This window comes from Pseudomonas sp. E1MeOHC2 (assembly GCF_058745025.1).
The window spans coordinates 1,536,600-1,555,406 of the sequence record NZ_CP196675.1; the positions used below are offsets into that span (position 1 = coordinate 1,536,600).

The following is an 18,807-nucleotide window of genomic DNA, read 5'->3' on the forward strand; positions in this document are numbered from 1 at the left end:
GCGCCCAGCGTCAGACCTGTTCGAGCATCAGGCCGGAGATCCGCCGCACCTTGCGCGACACCGCCTCTTCGAATATGCCCTGCCGTGGCTCGACCAGGCTGAAGCAATGCTTGGCCCGGGTGATGCCGGTGTACACAAGCTCCTTGGTCAACACCGGGTTGAGTGCGTCCGGCAGCACCAGGGCGGTATGGCTGAACTCCGAGCCCTGGGACTTGTGCACCGTCATGGCGAACACGGTCTCCACTTCGTTGAGCCGGCTCGGCAGGACGAAACGCACCCCGCCGTTGCCGTCGTTGCGCGGGAAGGCGACACGCAGCAACGGCTCGCCCCGCTCATCCGGCAGGCGCAAGGCGATGCCGATGTCACCGTTCATCAGGCCCAGGCCATAATCGTTGCGGGTCACCAGCACGGGCCGGCCCTCATACCAGGGCTGCTGGGCGTCGATCAACCCGGCATTGTGCAGCACCCGCGCCACGCGTTCGTTGAGGCCCTCGACCCCCCAGGCGCCCCGGCGTACCGCGCAGAGCAGCTGGAAGTCCTCGAAACTGTGCAGCACCTTGCTCGCCCATTGCTCCCAGAGCGGGTCGTCATAAGCGGTGTCAGGTGCCGGCCGGTAGCGCCCCAGGGCCCGCAGGTAACTGCGATAACCTTGAGGGCCCTCGGCGCCACGGTTGAGGCCGTCGAGCAGCAGACGATCGAAGGCACGGTCCTGTTCGTTTTTCAGCGACAGGCCGTTCACATCAGGCGGCGGCATGGCGAGCAGGTTGCGTGCCGCATGCGATTCCTGGCGGTTGACCAGCCGAGCCAATTGGCCAATCCCGCTGCCTTCGCCAAAGCGCCGGGAGAAACGCAGCATCACCACCTGTTGAGCCAGCGGATTGCGCTGTGCATCACCGGGCACAAGACCACTGCCCTGCAGCGACTGGCCGCCGATGTGCTCCAACCACGCCTCGGTCGCAGGTGAGTAACAGCCTTCTTCGGCATCCCGGCACAAGTCGCCCAGTACCGCACCCGCTTCGACCGACGCCAACTGGTCTTTGTCACCGAGCAGGATCAGCCGTGCACGGGGTGGCAGCGCATCGAGCAGGTTGGCCATCATCTCCAGGTCGATCATCGAGGCCTCGTCGACCACCAGCACGTCCAGTGGCAACGGATTGCCCGCGTGATGGCGGAAATGCCGCGACCCAGGGCGGCTGCCCAGCAGCCGGTGCACGGTGCTGACCTCGCTGGGGATTTGCCCGCGCACGGCAGCACTGACCTGCAAACGCTCGACCTGCTGGCCGATGGACTCGGTCAAGCGCGCAGCTGCCTTGCCGGTAGGCGCGGCCAGGCGAATGCGCAAAGGCCTGCCCTGCTCCACCGCCGGTGCCTGCAGCAAGGCCAGCAGACGCACCACCGTGGTGGTCTTGCCGGTGCCGGGGCCGCCGGTAATGATGCTGAAGCCCGCCCGGGTAGCCAGGGCACAGGCAAGCTTTTGCCAATCGACCTGACCGGCAACGGCGCCCTCGTCGAACAACTGTGCCAGGCGCGCGGGCAAATCGGCAGGCGCCGCCTCGTCCTGGCTCAGGCGCTGGCGCAGGTTGTGGTCGATACGCCGCTCGTAGCTCCAGTAGCGACGCAGGTACAGACGCTCGCCACTGAGCACCAGTGGCCGTGCCTGCTGGCCTGGTGTGTCACCACTGGCGACCAACGGGCTGGCAGCGATGCGCTGGCGCCAGGCGTCAAGGTCAAGGTCCGCAAGCAGTTGCGAAGGCAGCAGCAAGGGGCCGATCAAGGCATCGCCTTCCGGCGGCAGCGACAGGGCGAAGTCTGGTTCGGCCAAGGTCTGCCTCAGGTCCAGGCAGACATGGCCGTGGCCCAGCTGATGGCTTGCCAGGGCTGCCGCCAGCAACAGCAAGGGGTCGCCCGCTGGGGCGCGTTCTTCGAGAAAAGACACGAACGCACGGTCGAGGGCACGCAGCCAACCACGCTCGACCCAACGGTCCAGCAGTTGCAACAGGTCTGCGCTGTCACGCTGCGGCGCCAGGGCCAGCAGGTGTTCGGCGTGCAGCGGCGTAGGCAACAGGTCGGTGAGGGTTCGGCTCATGGCGCAGCTCCGGCAAACAGGTCTTGCGGTTCGGGCGCCTGCTCACCACGGAACAGCGCATCCAGTGCTTCAATCAGCACCCGCGGTGGCTTGGCGAAGTACACGCCATGGCCACTGCTGCAGGCACCGCGCAGGAAGATGAACAGGGCGCCGCCGACATGGCGGTCGTAATCGTAATCAGGCAGCCGGGCGCGCAGTTGGCGGTGCAGGGCCAGCAGATACAGCACGTACTGCAAGTCGTAGCGATGCTCAAGGATGGCCTTTTCCATGGCCAAGGTGTCGTAGGACTGGGTGTCCGGGCCCAGCCAGTTGGATTTGTAATCGGCCACGTAGTAGCGCCCGTCCAGCTCGAAGGCCAGGTCGATGAAGCCTTTGAACATGCCATTGAGCAGCGTCGGTTGCGCTGCCGGGCGCGCCTGGCCAGGGTGGGTGTGGCGCGCCACCAGGAGATCGAGCTGTTCGGCGTCGACCTGATGGCTGGCGAACCAGAACTCCATTTCGATCTGGTAGTGACGCAGTTGCGCAAGGGTGAGACTCACGTCGTGGGCCAGAACAGGCAGCGGTTCGTTCAGCAACTGACTCAACCACGGCGTCAGGGTCGGGATCCAGCCGGTCCAGTCACGGCGATTGCAGCGCTGGCCGACCATGCGCTCGATCAGCTCGGGGTTGCCGCTGACTTCGCCGAAGCCTTCACGGCCGGCCCACTCCAGCAGGCCATGGAGGAAGGTGCCGGGGTTTGGCCCGCGTGGGAAGCGGTGGATATCGCCACCTTCAGCCGGCACCTCGCGCAGCACCTGGGCGTCGACCACTTCGTCATCCAGCAGTTGCTGGGCCTGTGAGCTGTCGGCGCCGAGGGTCTGATCGCCGACGCGCAGGGCGCTATAGGAGGCAATCCACCAATGCTCGGCGGCCGCCCGGCGGGGCTTGCGCGCGGGCAGCAGCTCACGCTCGGCATGCGGCATGCGATACAGCTGATCGTCGGCCAGTGGCAATTGCGCGCATTCAATGTACGGGCAGGCGGATGCCAACGCCTGCAGCCAGTCCGCCAGTTGCCCGGAGCCAGGCAGCGCGAGGCCACCACCCAACAGGTAGCCGAACGCCGAACGGTGCAACTGCGAGCTCTTCTGGTTGCCCCGCTTCAGGTCCGCGACGCCAAGCCAGCAGGCATGCTGGGCACGGGTCAGGGCGACGTAGAGCAGGCGCAGGTCTTCGGCAAGGCGCTCGTCGTCAGCCCGGGCGATCTGTTCCTGGTCAGGTGTCAGGGTCAGGTGGGCGTTGCCTTCGCTGTCATGCCACGCCAGAGGCAGGCGGGTGCCGTCCACCGGCTTGCTGGTGCAGATGAACGGCAGGTAGACCAAGGGGTATTCCAGGCCCTTGGACTTGTGGATGGTGACCACTTTTACCAGTTGCTCATCGCTCTCCAGCCTCAGGATCTGTTCTTCACCGGCCTGGCCGGAACTGGCCAGATGCTCGGCCAGGTGGCGGATCAATGCCTGTTCACCATCCAACTCACCTGCCGCTTGTTGCAGTAGTTCGGCCAGGTGCAGCAGGTTGGTCAGCACGCGCTCGCCATCACTGCGGGTGATGAGCGTGCGCGGCAACTGGAAGTCGTGTAACAGGTGCCGCAGCATCGGCAGCACGCCCTGGCGCTGCCAGGTATCGCGGTAACGACGAAAACGCATGACCCAGTCTTCCCAGACCCGCTCGTCCTGGTTCAGCTTGTCCAGCGCGGCCAGCGACAGGTCGAGAGTGAGGCTGGCCAGGGCGGCCTTGAGCAGGCGCTCCGAATCCGGCTCGGCGCAGGCTTTGAGCCAGGCCAGCAGGTCATGCGCCTCTTGGGCCGCGAACACCGAGTCCTTGTCGGACAGGTACACGCTGCGCACATCACGGGCGGCCAGTTCGGCACGAATCATCTGTGCCTCGTGGCCGTCGCGCACGAGGATGGCGATGTCCGAGGGCAGGCATGGGCGTAATTCACCTTCGCCGTTACGGAAGCCCGCCGTGCCCTGCTGCCCGCCGTTGAGCAGCGCGACGATATGGGTAGCGCAGCTGGCAGCCAGCTGCTGGCGGTAAAGGGTGCTCGAAACCGGCTCTTCGCTCTGCAGTTGCCAGCACTGCAGGGCTGCGCATGCCTGGCTGTCCACCAGTAAGTGTTCGCCACGGCCTTTGGCCCGGACCTCGATGAACGGCAGCGGGTTGTCTTCGGCTTCACGGAACAGGAACGCCCCTCGCCCCTGGCTTCGCGTCTCGGCCTGGAGGAACACCTGGTTGACCGCCGCAACCATGGCCTGGCTCGAACGGTAGTTGGTGTCCAGGCTGTGCAGCCGCCCGGTGGTAGCACGTCGGGCGGCGAGGTAGGTATAAATGTCGGCGCCGCGGAAGGCGTAGATCGCCTGCTTGGGGTCGCCAATCATGAACAGCCCGGTTTCCGTGCGGTTCTCGGTAATCTGGTAGATCCGCTCGAAGATGCCGTACTGGACCGGGTCGGTGTCCTGGAATTCGTCAATCAATGCTACCGGGAACTGCTCACGAATCAGGCCGGCCAGGCGCTCGCCGGCCTCGCTAGCCAGGGCATGTTGCAGCCGTAGCAGCATGTCGTCGAAGCCCATTTCGGCGCGCCGACGCTTCTCCACTTCGAAACGCGCCGATACCCAGCTGGCAGCGTGTTCGAGCAGTTGCGCATCCGGGCTGGCCAAGGCCTGCAGTTGTTGCTGCAGCGTCTGCATGGCGTGCAACCCCGGGTGGTCGGGTGGCTCGCCTGACTTCCAGGCCTCGGCCATGCCTGCCGGGGTCAGGCGGGTGAAGCCGGTGCCAAGATCGAGCTCGACAATTGTTTCGTCGGCGGCCCACGCGCTCAGCTTGTCGAACCAGGGTTCGAAGTAGCGTGCCTGCATCTTGCGCCCGTCGGCCTGTTTGGCGGCCACGGCGTCGCGGCAGATCTGCCGCAGCTCATCGGCCCACTGTACCCAGGGCGCCTTGAGCTGGGCTAACTGCTCGGTACGTTGCCCAAGTGCGGCTTGAATCAACGCCTCGGGCTCTTGTTCGTCCTGCTGTGCCCGTACCCGCCCGAACAGCGGGCGAATACGCGGTAACAGCGCATCGGGGCTCGCCCAATGCGCGCGGACCCAGGCCAGGGCCTCGCCCTGCATGCCATAACAGAACCGTCGCCAGTAATCGCGCATCACCTGGCCAAGCAGGTCGGTGTGATCGGTCTCCAGCGTCTGGGTGAACAGGCTGCCACTGTCGAAAGCATGCTCACGGAGCATCCGCTGACACCAACCGTGAATGGTCGATACCGCCGCTTCGTCCATCCATTGCACGGCGATTTCCAAGCGGCTGGCGCATCGTGGCCAGGCTTGCTCCGGGTAATCGTCACGCAACTGGTGCAGCAGGGGGTCGGCTGCATCCAGTTCGCCACGGAAAAACCGCGCAGCTTCCGCCAGGCGCGCGCGAATACGTTCGCGCAGCTCTTTGGTAGCGGCGTCGGTGAAGGTCACCACGAGGATCTGCGGGGGCAACAGCTCGCGGCCAAAGGCCTGCTCGCCGCCGTGGCCGAGGACCAGCCGCAGGTACAGCGCCGAGATGGTGAATGTCTTGCCTGTCCCGGCGCTGGCTTCGATCAGTTGGCTGCCATGCAGGGGGAAACTCAATGCCAGGGGACGGTCCTGGGTCATGCGCCACTCTCCGGGTTGCCCAGGGCCTGCCAGGGTGCGTTGAACAATGGGCGGTACAGGGTTTCGCACCAGCCTTCAAAGGTTTCGTCGGCGGTAAGCGCGGCGAAGTCACGGAACTGCCGGGCCAGGGCGATGCTTTCGCTGCGCTCGCCGAAGCTGTTGCGTTCATCGCCCTCGTAGGCGCGGGCAGCAGCGGCAAGCGCTTTGTCGGTATCGTCCTGGGCCAGCCAGGCGAACGCGGTCTTGGCCGCCACCGGCAGCGGCGCGTTCATTGCGGCCTGCCGAGCTACCAGCAAGTCACCGAGCAATTGCGCCGCCTGCTCCTGCGGCAAAGGCGCGAGCAGCAGGGTCAGGTCACTGGCCACCAGCGCACTGTTCAGTGGATAACCCGCGGCGCAGGCAGCCAGGTGCATGACCCAAGGCGCGATAAGCCGGTGCCATTTGTAGTTATTGCGCCCGGCGCTGATGGTGTTCGGTACCGTGGTGATGCTGAGCAGGCTTTGATCATCGGCCTGGTAAACCCGGCCCAGCCAGCCTTCGAGACGATGCCTGCCGTGTTCGAAATGAACAGGCAATGCGCCTTCGACCAGGAGAGGCCAGCGTTGCAACAACTGACGATGGCGCTGCAGCAGATCAGGCAGGGGCTGAATCAACTCGGCCTGCAGGAGCTGGCCAAAACCGGCAAGCGGCAACAGGCCGCAAGCTTGCAGGCGGCGGGCCTGAGCTTGCAGGGCTGGCTCGGCATTGTCCGGGTCGGCCAGCGCGGCATTCAACAGGCTCTCGGCGGCGCCGTAGCGTTGCAGCGTATCGAGGACGAACGGTTCTTCATCTGGGGTCGGAGCCTCCAGGGCTTCGAAGAACACCTTGAGTCGCTGACTGAAGAAGTGCCGCACCGGGTGGCGAAGAAAGTCGTTCAGTTGTGTCAGGCTCAGCGCTTCATCATCGATGTATGGAGGCAGGCCGGGGTCGTTTTTCGCGATGCCCTGCCCCGGCAGATGCAGTACCTGCCATTCATGGGCGAAACTGAACAACGGGCTGCCCTTCTGGAAGTAGCGCGGGCTGAACGGCTGTAACGGGTGCTCCTGCGTCAATGCGTGCAGCAGCTGTTCGTCCGGCCCTTGCCCTGAGCGTTCGCCTGTACCGGCCAAGCGCCAACCTGCAGCCACATGATCGCGCAATTGGCCAATAAGTACCGAGGCCGGGCGCTCGCTGTTGTCGCGGATACTGCGCCCGACCCAGCTGACATACAGCTGATCGCGTGCCGACAGCAGCGCCTCCAGCAGTAAGTAACGATCGTCTTCGCGGCGCGAGCGATCACCGGGGCGGTAGTCGCTGGCCATCAGGTCGAAGTCCAGCGGCTGCTGGGCGCGGGGGTAGTCACCATCGTTCATGCCCAGCAGGCAGACTACCCGGAAAGGGATGGCGCGCATGGGCATGAGGGTGCAGAAGTTTACCGAGCCGGCCAGAAAACGCTGGGACAGCTTGCCCTGGTCGAGGCCAGACAACCACGCCTCGCGGACCACAGTCAGTGGCAGCGAGTCCTGCAGGCCGACGGTTTCGCATACTTCCAGCCAAGTGTCGCGCAAGTCCTGCAACTGCATCAGCAGAAACTCGTCGTGCTCGTCTTCAGCCAGGAAGAAAACCTGCAACAAGGCGTGCAGGCGCTCGCCCCACAGGGGAACAGTCGCGGGCTGGGCCAATGCCTGACACGCGACTTCCAGCGCATCGAGCAGGGCCACCAGCGGGCCGATCAGGGCGGCATCCAGGCCACCGATTTCGTCATAGGGTTCAATGCCGTCACAGCCCTCACCCACGCCGACGGCATAGCCCAACAGCATCCGGCGCAGACCGAACCGCCAGCTGTTCTGCTCTAGCCCTTCAGGCAAGCCCAGGCTGGCGCGTTGCTCGGCATTCAGGCCCCAACGGATACCGGCGCCTTCGATCCAGCGATGAAGCGTTGGCAAGTCGCTTTCACGGATACCGAAGCGAGCACGCACGGCCGGCACGTCGAGCAAATCGAGCACTTCGCTGACCGCGAAGCGGCTGTCTGGCAGCTTGAGCAGGTGCTCCAGGGCAATCAGCAATGGCTCGCGACCGCGTTGGCCTTGATCGGTGAGGGTAAACGGAATGTAGCGCAGATCGTTGCGTTGCAACTGGCCGAACACGGCGCGGATATGGGGCGCATAAGTGTCGATGGCCGGGAGCATCACGATCACATCGCGCGGGCGAAGGGTAGGGTCGGCGCTGAAGCGGGCCAGTAACTGGTCGTGGAGGATTTCCACTTCGCGTTGCGGGCTGTGCGCGACATGAAAGCGTATCGACCGATCCTGCGTGAGGTCGACTGGCGGCCAAAGCTCACGGGTCTCGGCCAAGGGGCGCAGTTCGAGAATGTCATCTTGCAACTGGTTGAGCAGCGTGGTCGGCGAACCTTCGCTGAACAGGTCAATGCGACCCTCGCTGAATACACCGCGATAGCTGCCGGGGTCGTCATAACTGTCGAGCAGGTTGATGTAGTCACGGCCCTGCTTGCCCCACGCGGCCAACAGCGGATGAGCATGCTGGTGCAACGACTGGTCATCCAGTTGAAGGGGCATGCCCTGCTTGCGCTGTTGGCGTTTGTACTGATGGCGCAGCAGGTCTTTGTCGGCGACGATATCGGCCCAGTGATGGCGGCAAGGGTTGTGCACGCAAAGCAGTACCTGGCTGAACCGTGCAAGCCCTGCCAGTGCTTCCAATGCCTGGGCCGGAAGGGACGAGATACCAAACACGATCACCCGTGACGGCAAGCCGACAGGTGCCTGCTCCAGGCTGTTGATGCGCTCGATGAAACGTTGATGCACACCTGCACGGCTCTGCGCCATGCCCTGCTCGCCGACATCGTCAAGCAGCGCGCGCCACAACTCGGCCTGCCAGCGATTACCGGGCGGCAACGGTTTACGCTCGCCACGGGCGGTATTGAGGATGTGTTCGCCACCAGCCCAATCCTTGAGCCAGTCGGCTCGGTAAACCTGGTACTGGTCGAAAAGGTCGGCCAGGCGCTCGGCAAGCTGGTAACGCTTGCGCAGGTCGCTATCGTCGGTGAGAAAGCGGCGCAGGGGCTCGAAATGCGGGCGCTCGATCAACGCCGGGAGCAAGCGCATCAGGCGCCAGGTCAGCGGCGCCTTGTCGAGCAGGGAAACCTCAGGGATCTCATCGCGGCCCAATACTCGACGGTAAAGCTGCCACATGAAGCTGCCGGGTAACTGCACATCGATCGCAGCGGCGATACCACAGCCGCCCAGGTCACCTTCTTCAGGGTCTTCGGCCAGCGCCAGTTTTAGCCACTGGGCAATGCCGTTGCTTTGCACCAGCGCAATTTCGTTTTCCAATGGCGCCAACGGGTAACGACGCATCCAGCTCACCACCAAGCTGCGCAAATCGTCGAGGCGGTTGCCATGCACGATCATGAAGCCGGGATGGAGGGCGGTGGGGTTGGCCATTGTGCATTCCCTGAGAGGCGGTGGATTCTGATGCGGAACCATATCACGGGGCATGCCCGGGGTTATGGCGGGCATGGCGACAATTCTTTTCCAGCCCAAAAGACAAAACCCCTACCTGCTCGCGCAGATAGGGGTTTTGCGAAATGAATCTTGACGATGACCTACTCTCACATGGGGAAACCCCACACTACCATCGGCGATGCATCGTTTCACTACTGAGTTCGGGATGGGATCAGGTGGTTCCAATGCTCTATGGTCGTCAAGAAATTCTGTAGCCAGAATGCCCAGATGGACAGCCCAGCGAATTCGGATATGCGATATTTGTGGTTACGAACTTTCGGTTATTTCGTCTTCACCACCACAATTCGGCGTCTTACGCTCAAATTGCTTGGGTGTTATATGGTCAAGCCTCACGGGCAATTAGTATTGGTTAGCTCAACGCCTCACAGCGCTTACACACCCAACCTATCAACGTCGTAGTCTTCGACGGCCCTTTAGGGGATTCAAGATCCCAGTGAGATCTCATCTTGAGGCAAGTTTCCCGCTTAGATGCTTTCAGCGGTTATCTCTTCCGAACATAGCTACCCGGCAATGCCACTGGCGTGACAACCGGAACACCAGAGGTTCGTCCACTCCGGTCCTCTCGTACTAGGAGCAGCCCCTCTCAAATCTCAAACGTCCACGGCAGATAGGGACCGAACTGTCTCACGACGTTCTAAACCCAGCTCGCGTACCACTTTAAATGGCGAACAGCCATACCCTTGGGACCGGCTTCAGCCCCAGGATGTGATGAGCCGACATCGAGGTGCCAAACACCGCCGTCGATATGAACTCTTGGGCGGTATCAGCCTGTTATCCCCGGAGTACCTTTTATCCGTTGAGCGATGGCCCTTCCATACAGAACCACCGGATCACTAAGACCTACTTTCGTACCTGCTCGACGTGTTTGTCTCGCAGTCAAGCGCGCTTTTGCCTTTATACTCTACGACCGATTTCCGACCGGTCTGAGCGCACCTTCGTACTCCTCCGTTACTCTTTGGGAGGAGACCGCCCCAGTCAAACTACCCACCATACACTGTCCTCGATCCGGATAACGGACCTGAGTTAGAACCTCAAAGTTGCCAGGGTGGTATTTCAAGGATGGCTCCATGAGAACTGGCGTCCCCACTTCAAAGCCTCCCACCTATCCTACACAAGCAAATTCAAAGTCCAGTGCAAAGCTATAGTAAAGGTTCACGGGGTCTTTCCGTCTAGCCGCGGATACACTGCATCTTCACAGCGATTTCAATTTCACTGAGTCTCGGGTGGAGACAGCGCCGCCATCGTTACGCCATTCGTGCAGGTCGGAACTTACCCGACAAGGAATTTCGCTACCTTAGGACCGTTATAGTTACGGCCGCCGTTTACCGGGGCTTCGATCAAGAGCTTCGCTTGCGCTAACCCCATCAATTAACCTTCCGGCACCGGGCAGGCGTCACACCCTATACGTCCACTTTCGTGTTTGCAGAGTGCTGTGTTTTTAATAAACAGTCGCAGCGGCCTGGTATCTTCGACCGGCATGGGCTTACGGAGCAAGTCCTTAACCCTCGCCGGCGCACCTTCTCCCGAAGTTACGGTGCCATTTTGCCTAGTTCCTTCACCCGAGTTCTCTCAAGCGCCTTGGTATTCTCTACCTAACCACCTGTGTCGGTTTGGGGTACGGTTCCCAGTTATCTGAAGCTTAGGAGCTTTTCTTGGAAGCATGGCATCAACCACTTCGTCGCCTAAAGGCAACTCGTCATCAGCTCTCGGCCTTGAGATCCCGGATTTGCCTAAGATCTCAGCCTACCACCTTAAACTTGGACAACCAACGCCAAGCTGGCCTAGCCTTCTCCGTCCCTCCATCGCAATAACTGGAAGTACAGGAATATTAACCTGTTTTCCATCGACTACGCTTTTCAGCCTCGCCTTAGGGACCGACTAACCCTGCGTCGATTAACGTTGCGCAGGAAACCTTGGTCTTTCGGCGTGGGAGTTTTTCACTCCCATTGTCGTTACTCATGTCAGCATTCGCACTTCTGATACCTCCAGCAAGCTTCTCAACTCACCTTCACAGGCTTACAGAACGCTCCTCTACCGCATCATCATAAGATGATACCCGTAGCTTCGGTGCATGGTTTGAGCCCCGTTACATCTTCCGCGCAGGCCGACTCGACTAGTGAGCTATTACGCTTTCTTTAAAGGGTGGCTGCTTCTAAGCCAACCTCCTAGCTGTCTAAGCCTTCCCACATCGTTTCCCACTTAACCATGACTTTGGGACCTTAGCTGACGGTCTGGGTTGTTTCCCTTTTCACGACGGACGTTAGCACCCGCCGTGTGTCTCCCATGCTCGGCACTTGTAGGTATTCGGAGTTTGCATCGGTTTGGTAAGTCGGGATGACCCCCTAGCCGAAACAGTGCTCTACCCCCTACAGTGATACATGAGGCGCTACCTAAATAGCTTTCGAGGAGAACCAGCTATCTCCGAGCTTGATTAGCCTTTCACTCCGATCCACAGGTCATCCGCTAACTTTTCAACGGTAGTCGGTTCGGTCCTCCAGTCAGTGTTACCTAACCTTCAACCTGCCCATGGATAGATCGCCCGGTTTCGGGTCTATACCCAGCGACTAAACGCCCTATTAAGACTCGCTTTCGCTACGCCTCCCCTATTCGGTTAAGCTCGCCACTGAATATAAGTCGCTGACCCATTATACAAAAGGTACGCAGTCACCTAACAAGTAGGCTCCCACTGCTTGTACGCATACGGTTTCAGGATCTATTTCACTCCCCTCTCCGGGGTTCTTTTCGCCTTTCCCTCACGGTACTAGTTCACTATCGGTCAGTCAGTAGTATTTAGCCTTGGAGGATGGTCCCCCCATATTCAGACAAAGTTTCTCGTGCTCCGTCCTACTCGATTTCATTGATAAGAGATTTTCGTGTACGGGGCTATCACCCACTATGGCCGCACTTTCCAGAGCGTTCCACTAATCTCAAACCAACTTAAGGGCTGGTCCCCGTTCGCTCGCCACTACTAAGGGAATCTCGGTTGATTTCTTTTCCTCAGGGTACTTAGATGTTTCAGTTCCCCTGGTTCGCCTCTTGCACCTATGTATTCAGTACAAGATACTCAGCTTATGCTGAGTGGGTTCCCCCATTCAGAGATCTCTGGATCACAGTCTGTTTGCCGACTCCCCAAAGCTTATCGCAGGCTACCACGTCTTTCATCGCCTCTGACTGCCAAGGCATCCACCGTATGCGCTTCTTCACTTGACCATATAACCCCAAGCAATCTGGTTATACTGTGAAGACGACATTCGCCGAAAATTCGTTTTGCTCTTTCGAGCCCACAAATTTTACCTTAGCCTGATCCACTACCAGTGAAAGTAGTGTTCAGTCTATTTCTATCACATATCCGAATTTTTAAAGAACGATCTGACAAAAGTCAGAAATCAACATTCGAAGCGAATGCTCATTTCTGAGTTTGATCAAGGTACTGCAAGAGTGGTGGAGCCAAGCGGGATCGAACCGCTGACCTCCTGCGTGCAAGGCAGGCGCTCTCCCAGCTGAGCTATGGCCCCGTATATTGGTAGGTCTGGGCAGATTTGAACTGCCGACCTCACCCTTATCAGGGGTGCGCTCTAACCAACTGAGCTACAGACCTATAGAGGGTCTTGATCGTCTTCACATATGAATCAAGCAATTCGTGTGGGAGCTCATCAGCAGGCTGATGTCGTCGATTAAGGAGGTGATCCAGCCGCAGGTTCCCCTACGGCTACCTTGTTACGACTTCACCCCAGTCATGAATCACACCGTGGTAACCGTCCCCCCGAAGGTTAGACTAGCTACTTCTGGTGCAACCCACTCCCATGGTGTGACGGGCGGTGTGTACAAGGCCCGGGAACGTATTCACCGCGACATTCTGATTCGCGATTACTAGCGATTCCGACTTCACGCAGTCGAGTTGCAGACTGCGATCCGGACTACGATCGGTTTTGTGAGATTAGCTCCACCTCGCGGCTTGGCAACCCTCTGTACCGACCATTGTAGCACGTGTGTAGCCCAGGCCGTAAGGGCCATGATGACTTGACGTCATCCCCACCTTCCTCCGGTTTGTCACCGGCAGTCTCCTTAGAGTGCCCACCATAACGTGCTGGTAACTAAGGACAAGGGTTGCGCTCGTTACGGGACTTAACCCAACATCTCACGACACGAGCTGACGACAGCCATGCAGCACCTGTGTCAGAGTTCCCGAAGGCACCAATCTATCTCTAGAAAGTTCTCTGCATGTCAAGGCCTGGTAAGGTTCTTCGCGTTGCTTCGAATTAAACCACATGCTCCACCGCTTGTGCGGGCCCCCGTCAATTCATTTGAGTTTTAACCTTGCGGCCGTACTCCCCAGGCGGTCAACTTAATGCGTTAGCTGCGCCACTAAAATCTCAAGGATTCCAACGGCTAGTTGACATCGTTTACGGCGTGGACTACCAGGGTATCTAATCCTGTTTGCTCCCCACGCTTTCGCACCTCAGTGTCAGTATCAGTCCAGGTGGTCGCCTTCGCCACTGGTGTTCCTTCCTATATCTACGCATTTCACCGCTACACAGGAAATTCCACCACCCTCTACCGTACTCTAGCTTGCCAGTTTTGGATGCAGTTCCCAGGTTGAGCCCGGGGCTTTCACATTCAACTTAACAAACCACCTACGCGCGCTTTACGCCCAGTAATTCCGATTAACGCTTGCACCCTCTGTATTACCGCGGCTGCTGGCACAGAGTTAGCCGGTGCTTATTCTGTCGGTAACGTCAAAACAGCAAGGTATTCGCTTACTGCCCTTCCTCCCAACTTAAAGTGCTTTACAATCCGAAGACCTTCTTCACACACGCGGCATGGCTGGATCAGGCTTTCGCCCATTGTCCAATATTCCCCACTGCTGCCTCCCGTAGGAGTCTGGACCGTGTCTCAGTTCCAGTGTGACTGATCATCCTCTCAGACCAGTTACGGATCGTCGCCTTGGTGAGCCATTACCCCACCAACTAGCTAATCCGACCTAGGCTCATCTGATAGCGCAAGGCCCGAAGGTCCCCTGCTTTCTCCCGTAGGACGTATGCGGTATTAGCGTTCCTTTCGAAACGTTGTCCCCCACTACCAGGCAGATTCCTAGGCATTACTCACCCGTCCGCCGCTGAATCGAAGAGCAAGCTCTTCTCATCCGCTCGACTTGCATGTGTTAGGCCTGCCGCCAGCGTTCAATCTGAGCCATGATCAAACTCTTCAGTTCAATACTGCTTGGGTTTTTAAGAAACCCTAAACTTGGCTCAGCAATCTCAAATGACTATGTGATTTCTCGCATGGTCACTTGTGATGCTGATAATCTTTGTGACCATCAGTCCATACTCACAAGCACCCACACGAATTGCTTGATTCAATTTGTTAAAGAGCGTTTGGTTAAGAGCTTTTCGTCTCAACCGAGGCGCGCATTCTACGCTTTCCTCAGAGCCTGTCAAGCGTTTATTTTGAAGTTTTTCGCGAGAATCTCGTTTAGCTTCAAACACTTAACTCGCTGCGATCTCTCGTAGCGGGAGGCGAATTCTACAGCGTTTAGAAGCGCTGTCAACCACCATTTCAACCGCTGACGATCTTTCGATCGAAGCACTTCCATCATCACCTGAATCGATTAACTCTTTGATACTCAAGGAGTTTCTCGTTCCAACTACGCTGGAAGTGGGGCGCATTATAAGGGGATTCGAAACCGCGTCAACCCTTTATTTCAAGAATGTTTCAAACCGCCCTGCCCCGCCCTCCCATCACGCGAGGAACGCGCCGTGCCACCGCGGGAATGCGCAGCGCCATCAGCACAGCACCAATACCTGCATAGATAGCCCACTCGCGCAGGTCGGAACGCACAATCCATAGAAAGTGCAGCAACCCCAACCCAAGAATCACATACACCAGCTTATGCAGCTTCTTCCAACGCGCACCCAGGCGACGCTGGCTGTACCGATTAGAGGTTGCCGCCAGTGCCAACAACCCGAGAAAACCAAGCGCACCCACAATAATGTAGGGCCGCTTACGCAGCTCGACAGCAAACTGCCCCCAGTCCAGCCCCAGAATAAAGAACAGGTAACAGAGGATGTGCAGCACGATATAGGCAAAGCACCACAACCCCAGCTGCCGACGCACAACGATCCAGCCCGACCACCCCGTCAGCCGCTGCAACGGCGTCATGCTCAATGTCACCAGCAAGAAGGTCAGCGCGCCCAAGCCCAGCCGGTCCATCAGAATTTTCCCAGGGTCCGGCCCCAGCAGGTTCATTGCTGCCTCATACAGCCACCAAAGTGGAAACGCGCTCCCCACTATAAAGATGGCCAGGCGCAACCAGGGATAACGCATCAATAGTTCTTCCGCAGGTCGAGACCGGCATACAGCGACGCCACTTCATCGGCGTAGCCATTGAACATTTGTGTCTGCCGCACATTGGGGCTGAACAGACCACTTGGCAGACGCCGCTCACGCGCCTGGGTCCAACGAGGGTGATCGACCTCAGGGTTAACATTGGCATAGAAGCCATACTCGTCTGGTGCCAGCCCCTCCCAGGTGGTTTGCGGCTGCTCGGCCACCAGGCTGATCCGCACGATCGACTTGATGCTCTTGAACCCGTACTTCCATGGCACCACCAACCGCAACGGTGCACCATTCTGGTGGGCCAACTCACGGCCATACATACCCACCGCCAGAATCGCCAACGGGTGCATCGCCTCATCCAGTCGCAGCCCTTCTCTATAAGGCCAGTCGATCAAGGCGAAGCCTGAACGTTGCCCCGGCATATGCTGTGGGTCGTTCAAGGTCTCGAAGCGCACATAGCGCGCGTTCGATGTCGGCTCCACCTGCTTCAATACTTGCGCGAGCGGGAAACCAAGCCAGGGGATGACCATCGACCAGGCCTCGACACAGCGCAACCGGTAGATGCGTTCTTCGAGTTGGTAGGGCTTGACGAAGTCTTCCAAGGCATAGCGCCCAGGCTTGCCGACCTCGCCATCAATCACCACAGACCACGGCTCGGTCTTCAAGCTGCCGCCATTGGCAGCCGGGTCGCCCTTGTCAGGCCCGAACTCATAGAAGTTGTTGTAGTGGGTAGCATCCTTGAAGGGCGTAATCGCCTCATCCTTGACCGTTACCGCCTGCCATTGCGTGGCCGCAAGTTTGTCACTGAACCAGGCGGGTGCGGCGCCCGCTTCGACATCGGCATAGCGGCTGGGGTCGGCCGCACGCGCAAGGCTCGGCAGCGCGCCCAGGGCAAGGCCCGCCAACGAACCACCGAGCATGCTGCGACGAGAAAGATAGATGCCTTCGGGGGTGATCTCCGACGCCTTGCACTCGGACGATCTAGGTAGCTTGATGAGCATGGACGGCTCCATAGCACTGGATAACGGATGTACCAGTAAGACTATGGAGCCGGAGGGTTATTCCAGCATTAAATCATTATCACGACTTGCGGCGGCGAGACCGCAGCAGGAACTGGATCGGCCCAGAAGCTGCGTAGGCAAGGAAGATCAGCAGCAGGATGCGGGGCGGGTCGCTGAATACCACCGCGAACACCAGCACTACCGCCAGGATGGCCACGAACGGCACGCGCCCTTTGAGGTCGAGCTCCTTGAAGCTGTTGTACTTGATGTTGCTGACCATCAGCATGCCGGCAGCTGCCACCAGCAGCGCCACCAGGAACGACAGCTTCGAGCCCTGGATGCCGTAGTCACTGAAGGCCCACACAGTACCCGCAACCACGCCTGCAGCCGCCGGGCTGGCCAAGCCGATGAAGTAACGCTTGTCGGCGGTACCCACCTGGGTGTTGAAGCGCGCCAGCCGCAGAGCAGCGCCCGCCACATAGATGAAGGCGACCATCCAGCCAACCTTGCCCATGTCGCCCAATGCCCAGCCAAAGGCCAGCAATGCCGGGGCGACACCAAAGGCGACCATGTCCGACAGCGAGTCGTACTCGGCACCGAAGGCGCTCTGGGTGTTGGTCATGCGTGCCACACGGCCGTCGAGGCCATCGAGGACCATGGCGACGAAGATGGCGATGGCGGCAAAGGCGAAGTACTTGCTTGCCTCGCGCGGGGCACCGGCGCTCAGGGCACTCTGCGCGCTCATCGAGTTGATGATGGAATAGAAGCCGGCGAACAGGTTGGCGGTAGTGAACAGGTTAGGCAGCAGATAGATACCGCGATGCCGGACCTTTCGCCCTTCGGCGTCATGCCCTTCTTCAACGTGCTCATCGACAGGTAGCAGGCTTTCGGCGTCGGAGGGCTTGTTCGGCTCTTCGGGACGTTCGCTCATGTAGGGTACCTTGCAACAGGATGGAATATGTTCGACACGGGCCTGCGAAACAGGTTCTGACGGCAGGCCACTGGTCTGCTTTATACCAGATGCCGGCTGCCTAAACGAAAAAACGCGGCCGAAGCCGCGTTTTTCATGTTGCAAGAAACTTAGTTCTTGGCTTTGTCGACGATCTTGTTCGCCGAGATCCAAGGCATCATCGAGCGCAGTTGCTCGCCGATGATTTCGATGCCGTGGGCAGCGTTGTTACGACGCTTGGCGGTCATCGATGGGTAGTTGGTGGCACCTTCGGAGATGAACATCTTCGCGTACTCGCCGTCCTGGATCCGCTTCAAAGCGTTGCGCATGGCCTTACGGGATTCTTCGTTGATGACTTCTGGGCCGGTGACGTACTCACCGTACTCGGCGTTGTTGGAGATCGAGTAGTTCATGTTGGCGATGCCGCCTTCGTACATGAGGTCAACGATCAGCTTCAGCTCGTGCAAGCACTCGAAGTAGGCCATTTCTGGCGCGTAGCCCGCTTCGACCAGGGTTTCGAAACCGGCTTTGACCAGCTCTACGGTACCGCCACACAGAACAGCCTGCTCGCCGAACAGGTCGGTTTCAGTCTCGTCCTTGAAGGTGGTTTCGATGATGCCGGTACGGCCGCCACCGACGCCAGCGGCGTAGGACAGCGCAACGTTCTTGGCATTGCCCGAAGCGTCCTGGTAGATAGCGATCAGGTCAGGGATGCCGCCGCCTTTGACGAATTCGGAGCGAACGGTGTGGCCCGGGGCTTTCGGCGCGATCATGATCACGTCGAGGTCGGCACGCGGCACGACTTGGTTGTAGTGAATCGAGAAGCCGTGGGAGAAGGCCAGGGTTGCGCCTTTCTTGATGTTCGGCTCGATCTCGTTCTTGTACAGAGCGCCTTGGAACTCGTCCGGGGTCAGGATCATGACCAGGTCGGCAGCAGCGACAGCGGTAGCCACGTCGGCAACTTTCAGGCCGTGGGCTTCAGCTTTGGCAACGGTGGCCGAGCCTTTACGCAGACCGACGGTAACGTCTACACCGGAGTCTTTCAGGTTGCACGCCTGGGCGTGACCTTGGGAGCCGTAACCGATGATGGCGACTTTCTTACCCTGGATGATGGAAAGGTCGCAGTCTTTATCGTAGAAAACTTTCATGAAAATACCCCTGGTTATATCTCGGCCCCTGCGGAGCCATCGCTAATTTTTGA

The 18,807-nt window shown here is 59.4% G+C and carries 7 protein-coding genes, 2 tRNA genes and 3 rRNA genes; all 12 read right to left on the minus strand.

The window, feature by feature from the left end:
* Positions 1-10: 10 nt before the first annotated feature.
* Entirely contained in the window at positions 11-2,086 is a 2,076-nt protein-coding gene (gene recD / locus ACSSU5_RS06870; RefSeq protein WP_264311559.1) for an exodeoxyribonuclease V subunit alpha, read from the minus strand.
* Complete coding sequence (gene recB, locus ACSSU5_RS06875) at positions 2,083-5,760, minus strand: exodeoxyribonuclease V subunit beta (protein ID WP_492560861.1); 3,678 nt, start codon at positions 5,758-5,760, stop codon at positions 2,083-2,085. The genes recD and recB overlap by 4 nt, the downstream gene beginning before the upstream one ends.
* Positions 5,757-9,239, minus strand: a complete 3,483-nt coding sequence (gene recC / locus ACSSU5_RS06880; protein WP_492560862.1) for an exodeoxyribonuclease V subunit gamma — start codon at positions 9,237-9,239, stop codon at positions 5,757-5,759. The genes recB and recC overlap by 4 nt, the downstream gene beginning before the upstream one ends.
* A gap of 148 nt (positions 9,240-9,387) precedes the next feature.
* Positions 9,388-9,503 (minus strand): 5S ribosomal RNA (gene rrf / locus ACSSU5_RS06885).
* A 135-nt stretch (positions 9,504-9,638) separates the two neighbouring features.
* Positions 9,639-12,530: ribosomal RNA gene (locus tag ACSSU5_RS06890) — 23S ribosomal RNA — on the minus strand.
* Between the two features lie 229 nt (positions 12,531-12,759).
* Positions 12,760-12,835 (minus strand) — tRNA-Ala (locus ACSSU5_RS06895).
* Positions 12,836-12,841: 6 nt separating this feature from the next.
* Positions 12,842-12,918 (minus strand) — tRNA-Ile (locus tag ACSSU5_RS06900).
* 77 nt (positions 12,919-12,995) lie between these two features.
* A 16S ribosomal RNA gene (locus ACSSU5_RS06905) occupies positions 12,996-14,532 on the minus strand.
* Together the 16S, 23S and 5S rRNA genes with 2 tRNA genes alongside form the textbook arrangement of a ribosomal RNA operon.
* Positions 14,533-15,032: 500 nt before the next feature.
* Positions 15,033-15,644 (minus strand): protein-methionine-sulfoxide reductase heme-binding subunit MsrQ, encoded by a 612-nt coding sequence (gene msrQ, locus ACSSU5_RS06910; RefSeq protein WP_264311556.1) that lies wholly within the window; start codon positions 15,642-15,644, stop codon positions 15,033-15,035.
* Positions 15,644-16,657: a protein-methionine-sulfoxide reductase catalytic subunit MsrP gene (gene msrP / locus ACSSU5_RS06915; protein WP_492560863.1), complete on the minus strand. Its 1,014-nt coding sequence runs from the start codon at positions 16,655-16,657 to the stop codon at positions 15,644-15,646. The genes msrQ and msrP overlap by 1 nt, the downstream gene beginning before the upstream one ends.
* A 79-nt stretch (positions 16,658-16,736) precedes the next feature.
* The gene (gene pssA / locus ACSSU5_RS06920) at positions 16,737-17,588 is read right to left on the minus strand and encodes a CDP-diacylglycerol--serine O-phosphatidyltransferase (RefSeq protein ID WP_492560864.1); all 852 of its coding nucleotides are present in this window, start codon (positions 17,586-17,588) and stop codon (positions 16,737-16,739) included.
* A 149-nt stretch (positions 17,589-17,737) separates the two neighbouring features.
* A complete protein-coding gene (gene ilvC / locus ACSSU5_RS06925; protein ID WP_027594992.1) occupies positions 17,738-18,754 on the minus strand; it encodes a ketol-acid reductoisomerase in 1,017 nt (338 codons plus the stop codon).
* Between the last annotated feature and the right edge of the window lie 53 nt (positions 18,755-18,807).

Excerpts from the sequence above, each read along its gene's own strand:
- pssA (WP_492560864.1), bottom strand. The coding sequence starts at position 17,588 with ATGAGCGAACGTCCCGAAGAGCCGAACAAGCCCTCCGACGCCGAAAGC.
- recB (WP_492560861.1), bottom strand. The coding sequence starts at position 5,760 with ATGACCCAGGACCGTCCCCTGGCATTGAGTTTCCCCCTGCATGGCAGC.
- recD (WP_264311559.1), bottom strand. The coding sequence starts at position 2,086 with ATGAGCCGAACCCTCACCGACCTGTTGCCTACGCCGCTGCACGCCGAA.
- msrP (WP_492560863.1), bottom strand. The coding sequence starts at position 16,657 with ATGCTCATCAAGCTACCTAGATCGTCCGAGTGCAAGGCGTCGGAGATC.
- msrQ (WP_264311556.1), bottom strand. The coding sequence starts at position 15,644 with ATGCGTTATCCCTGGTTGCGCCTGGCCATCTTTATAGTGGGGAGCGCG.
- ilvC (WP_027594992.1), bottom strand. The coding sequence starts at position 18,754 with ATGAAAGTTTTCTACGATAAAGACTGCGACCTTTCCATCATCCAGGGT.
- recC (WP_492560862.1), bottom strand. The coding sequence starts at position 9,239 with ATGGCCAACCCCACCGCCCTCCATCCCGGCTTCATGATCGTGCATGGC.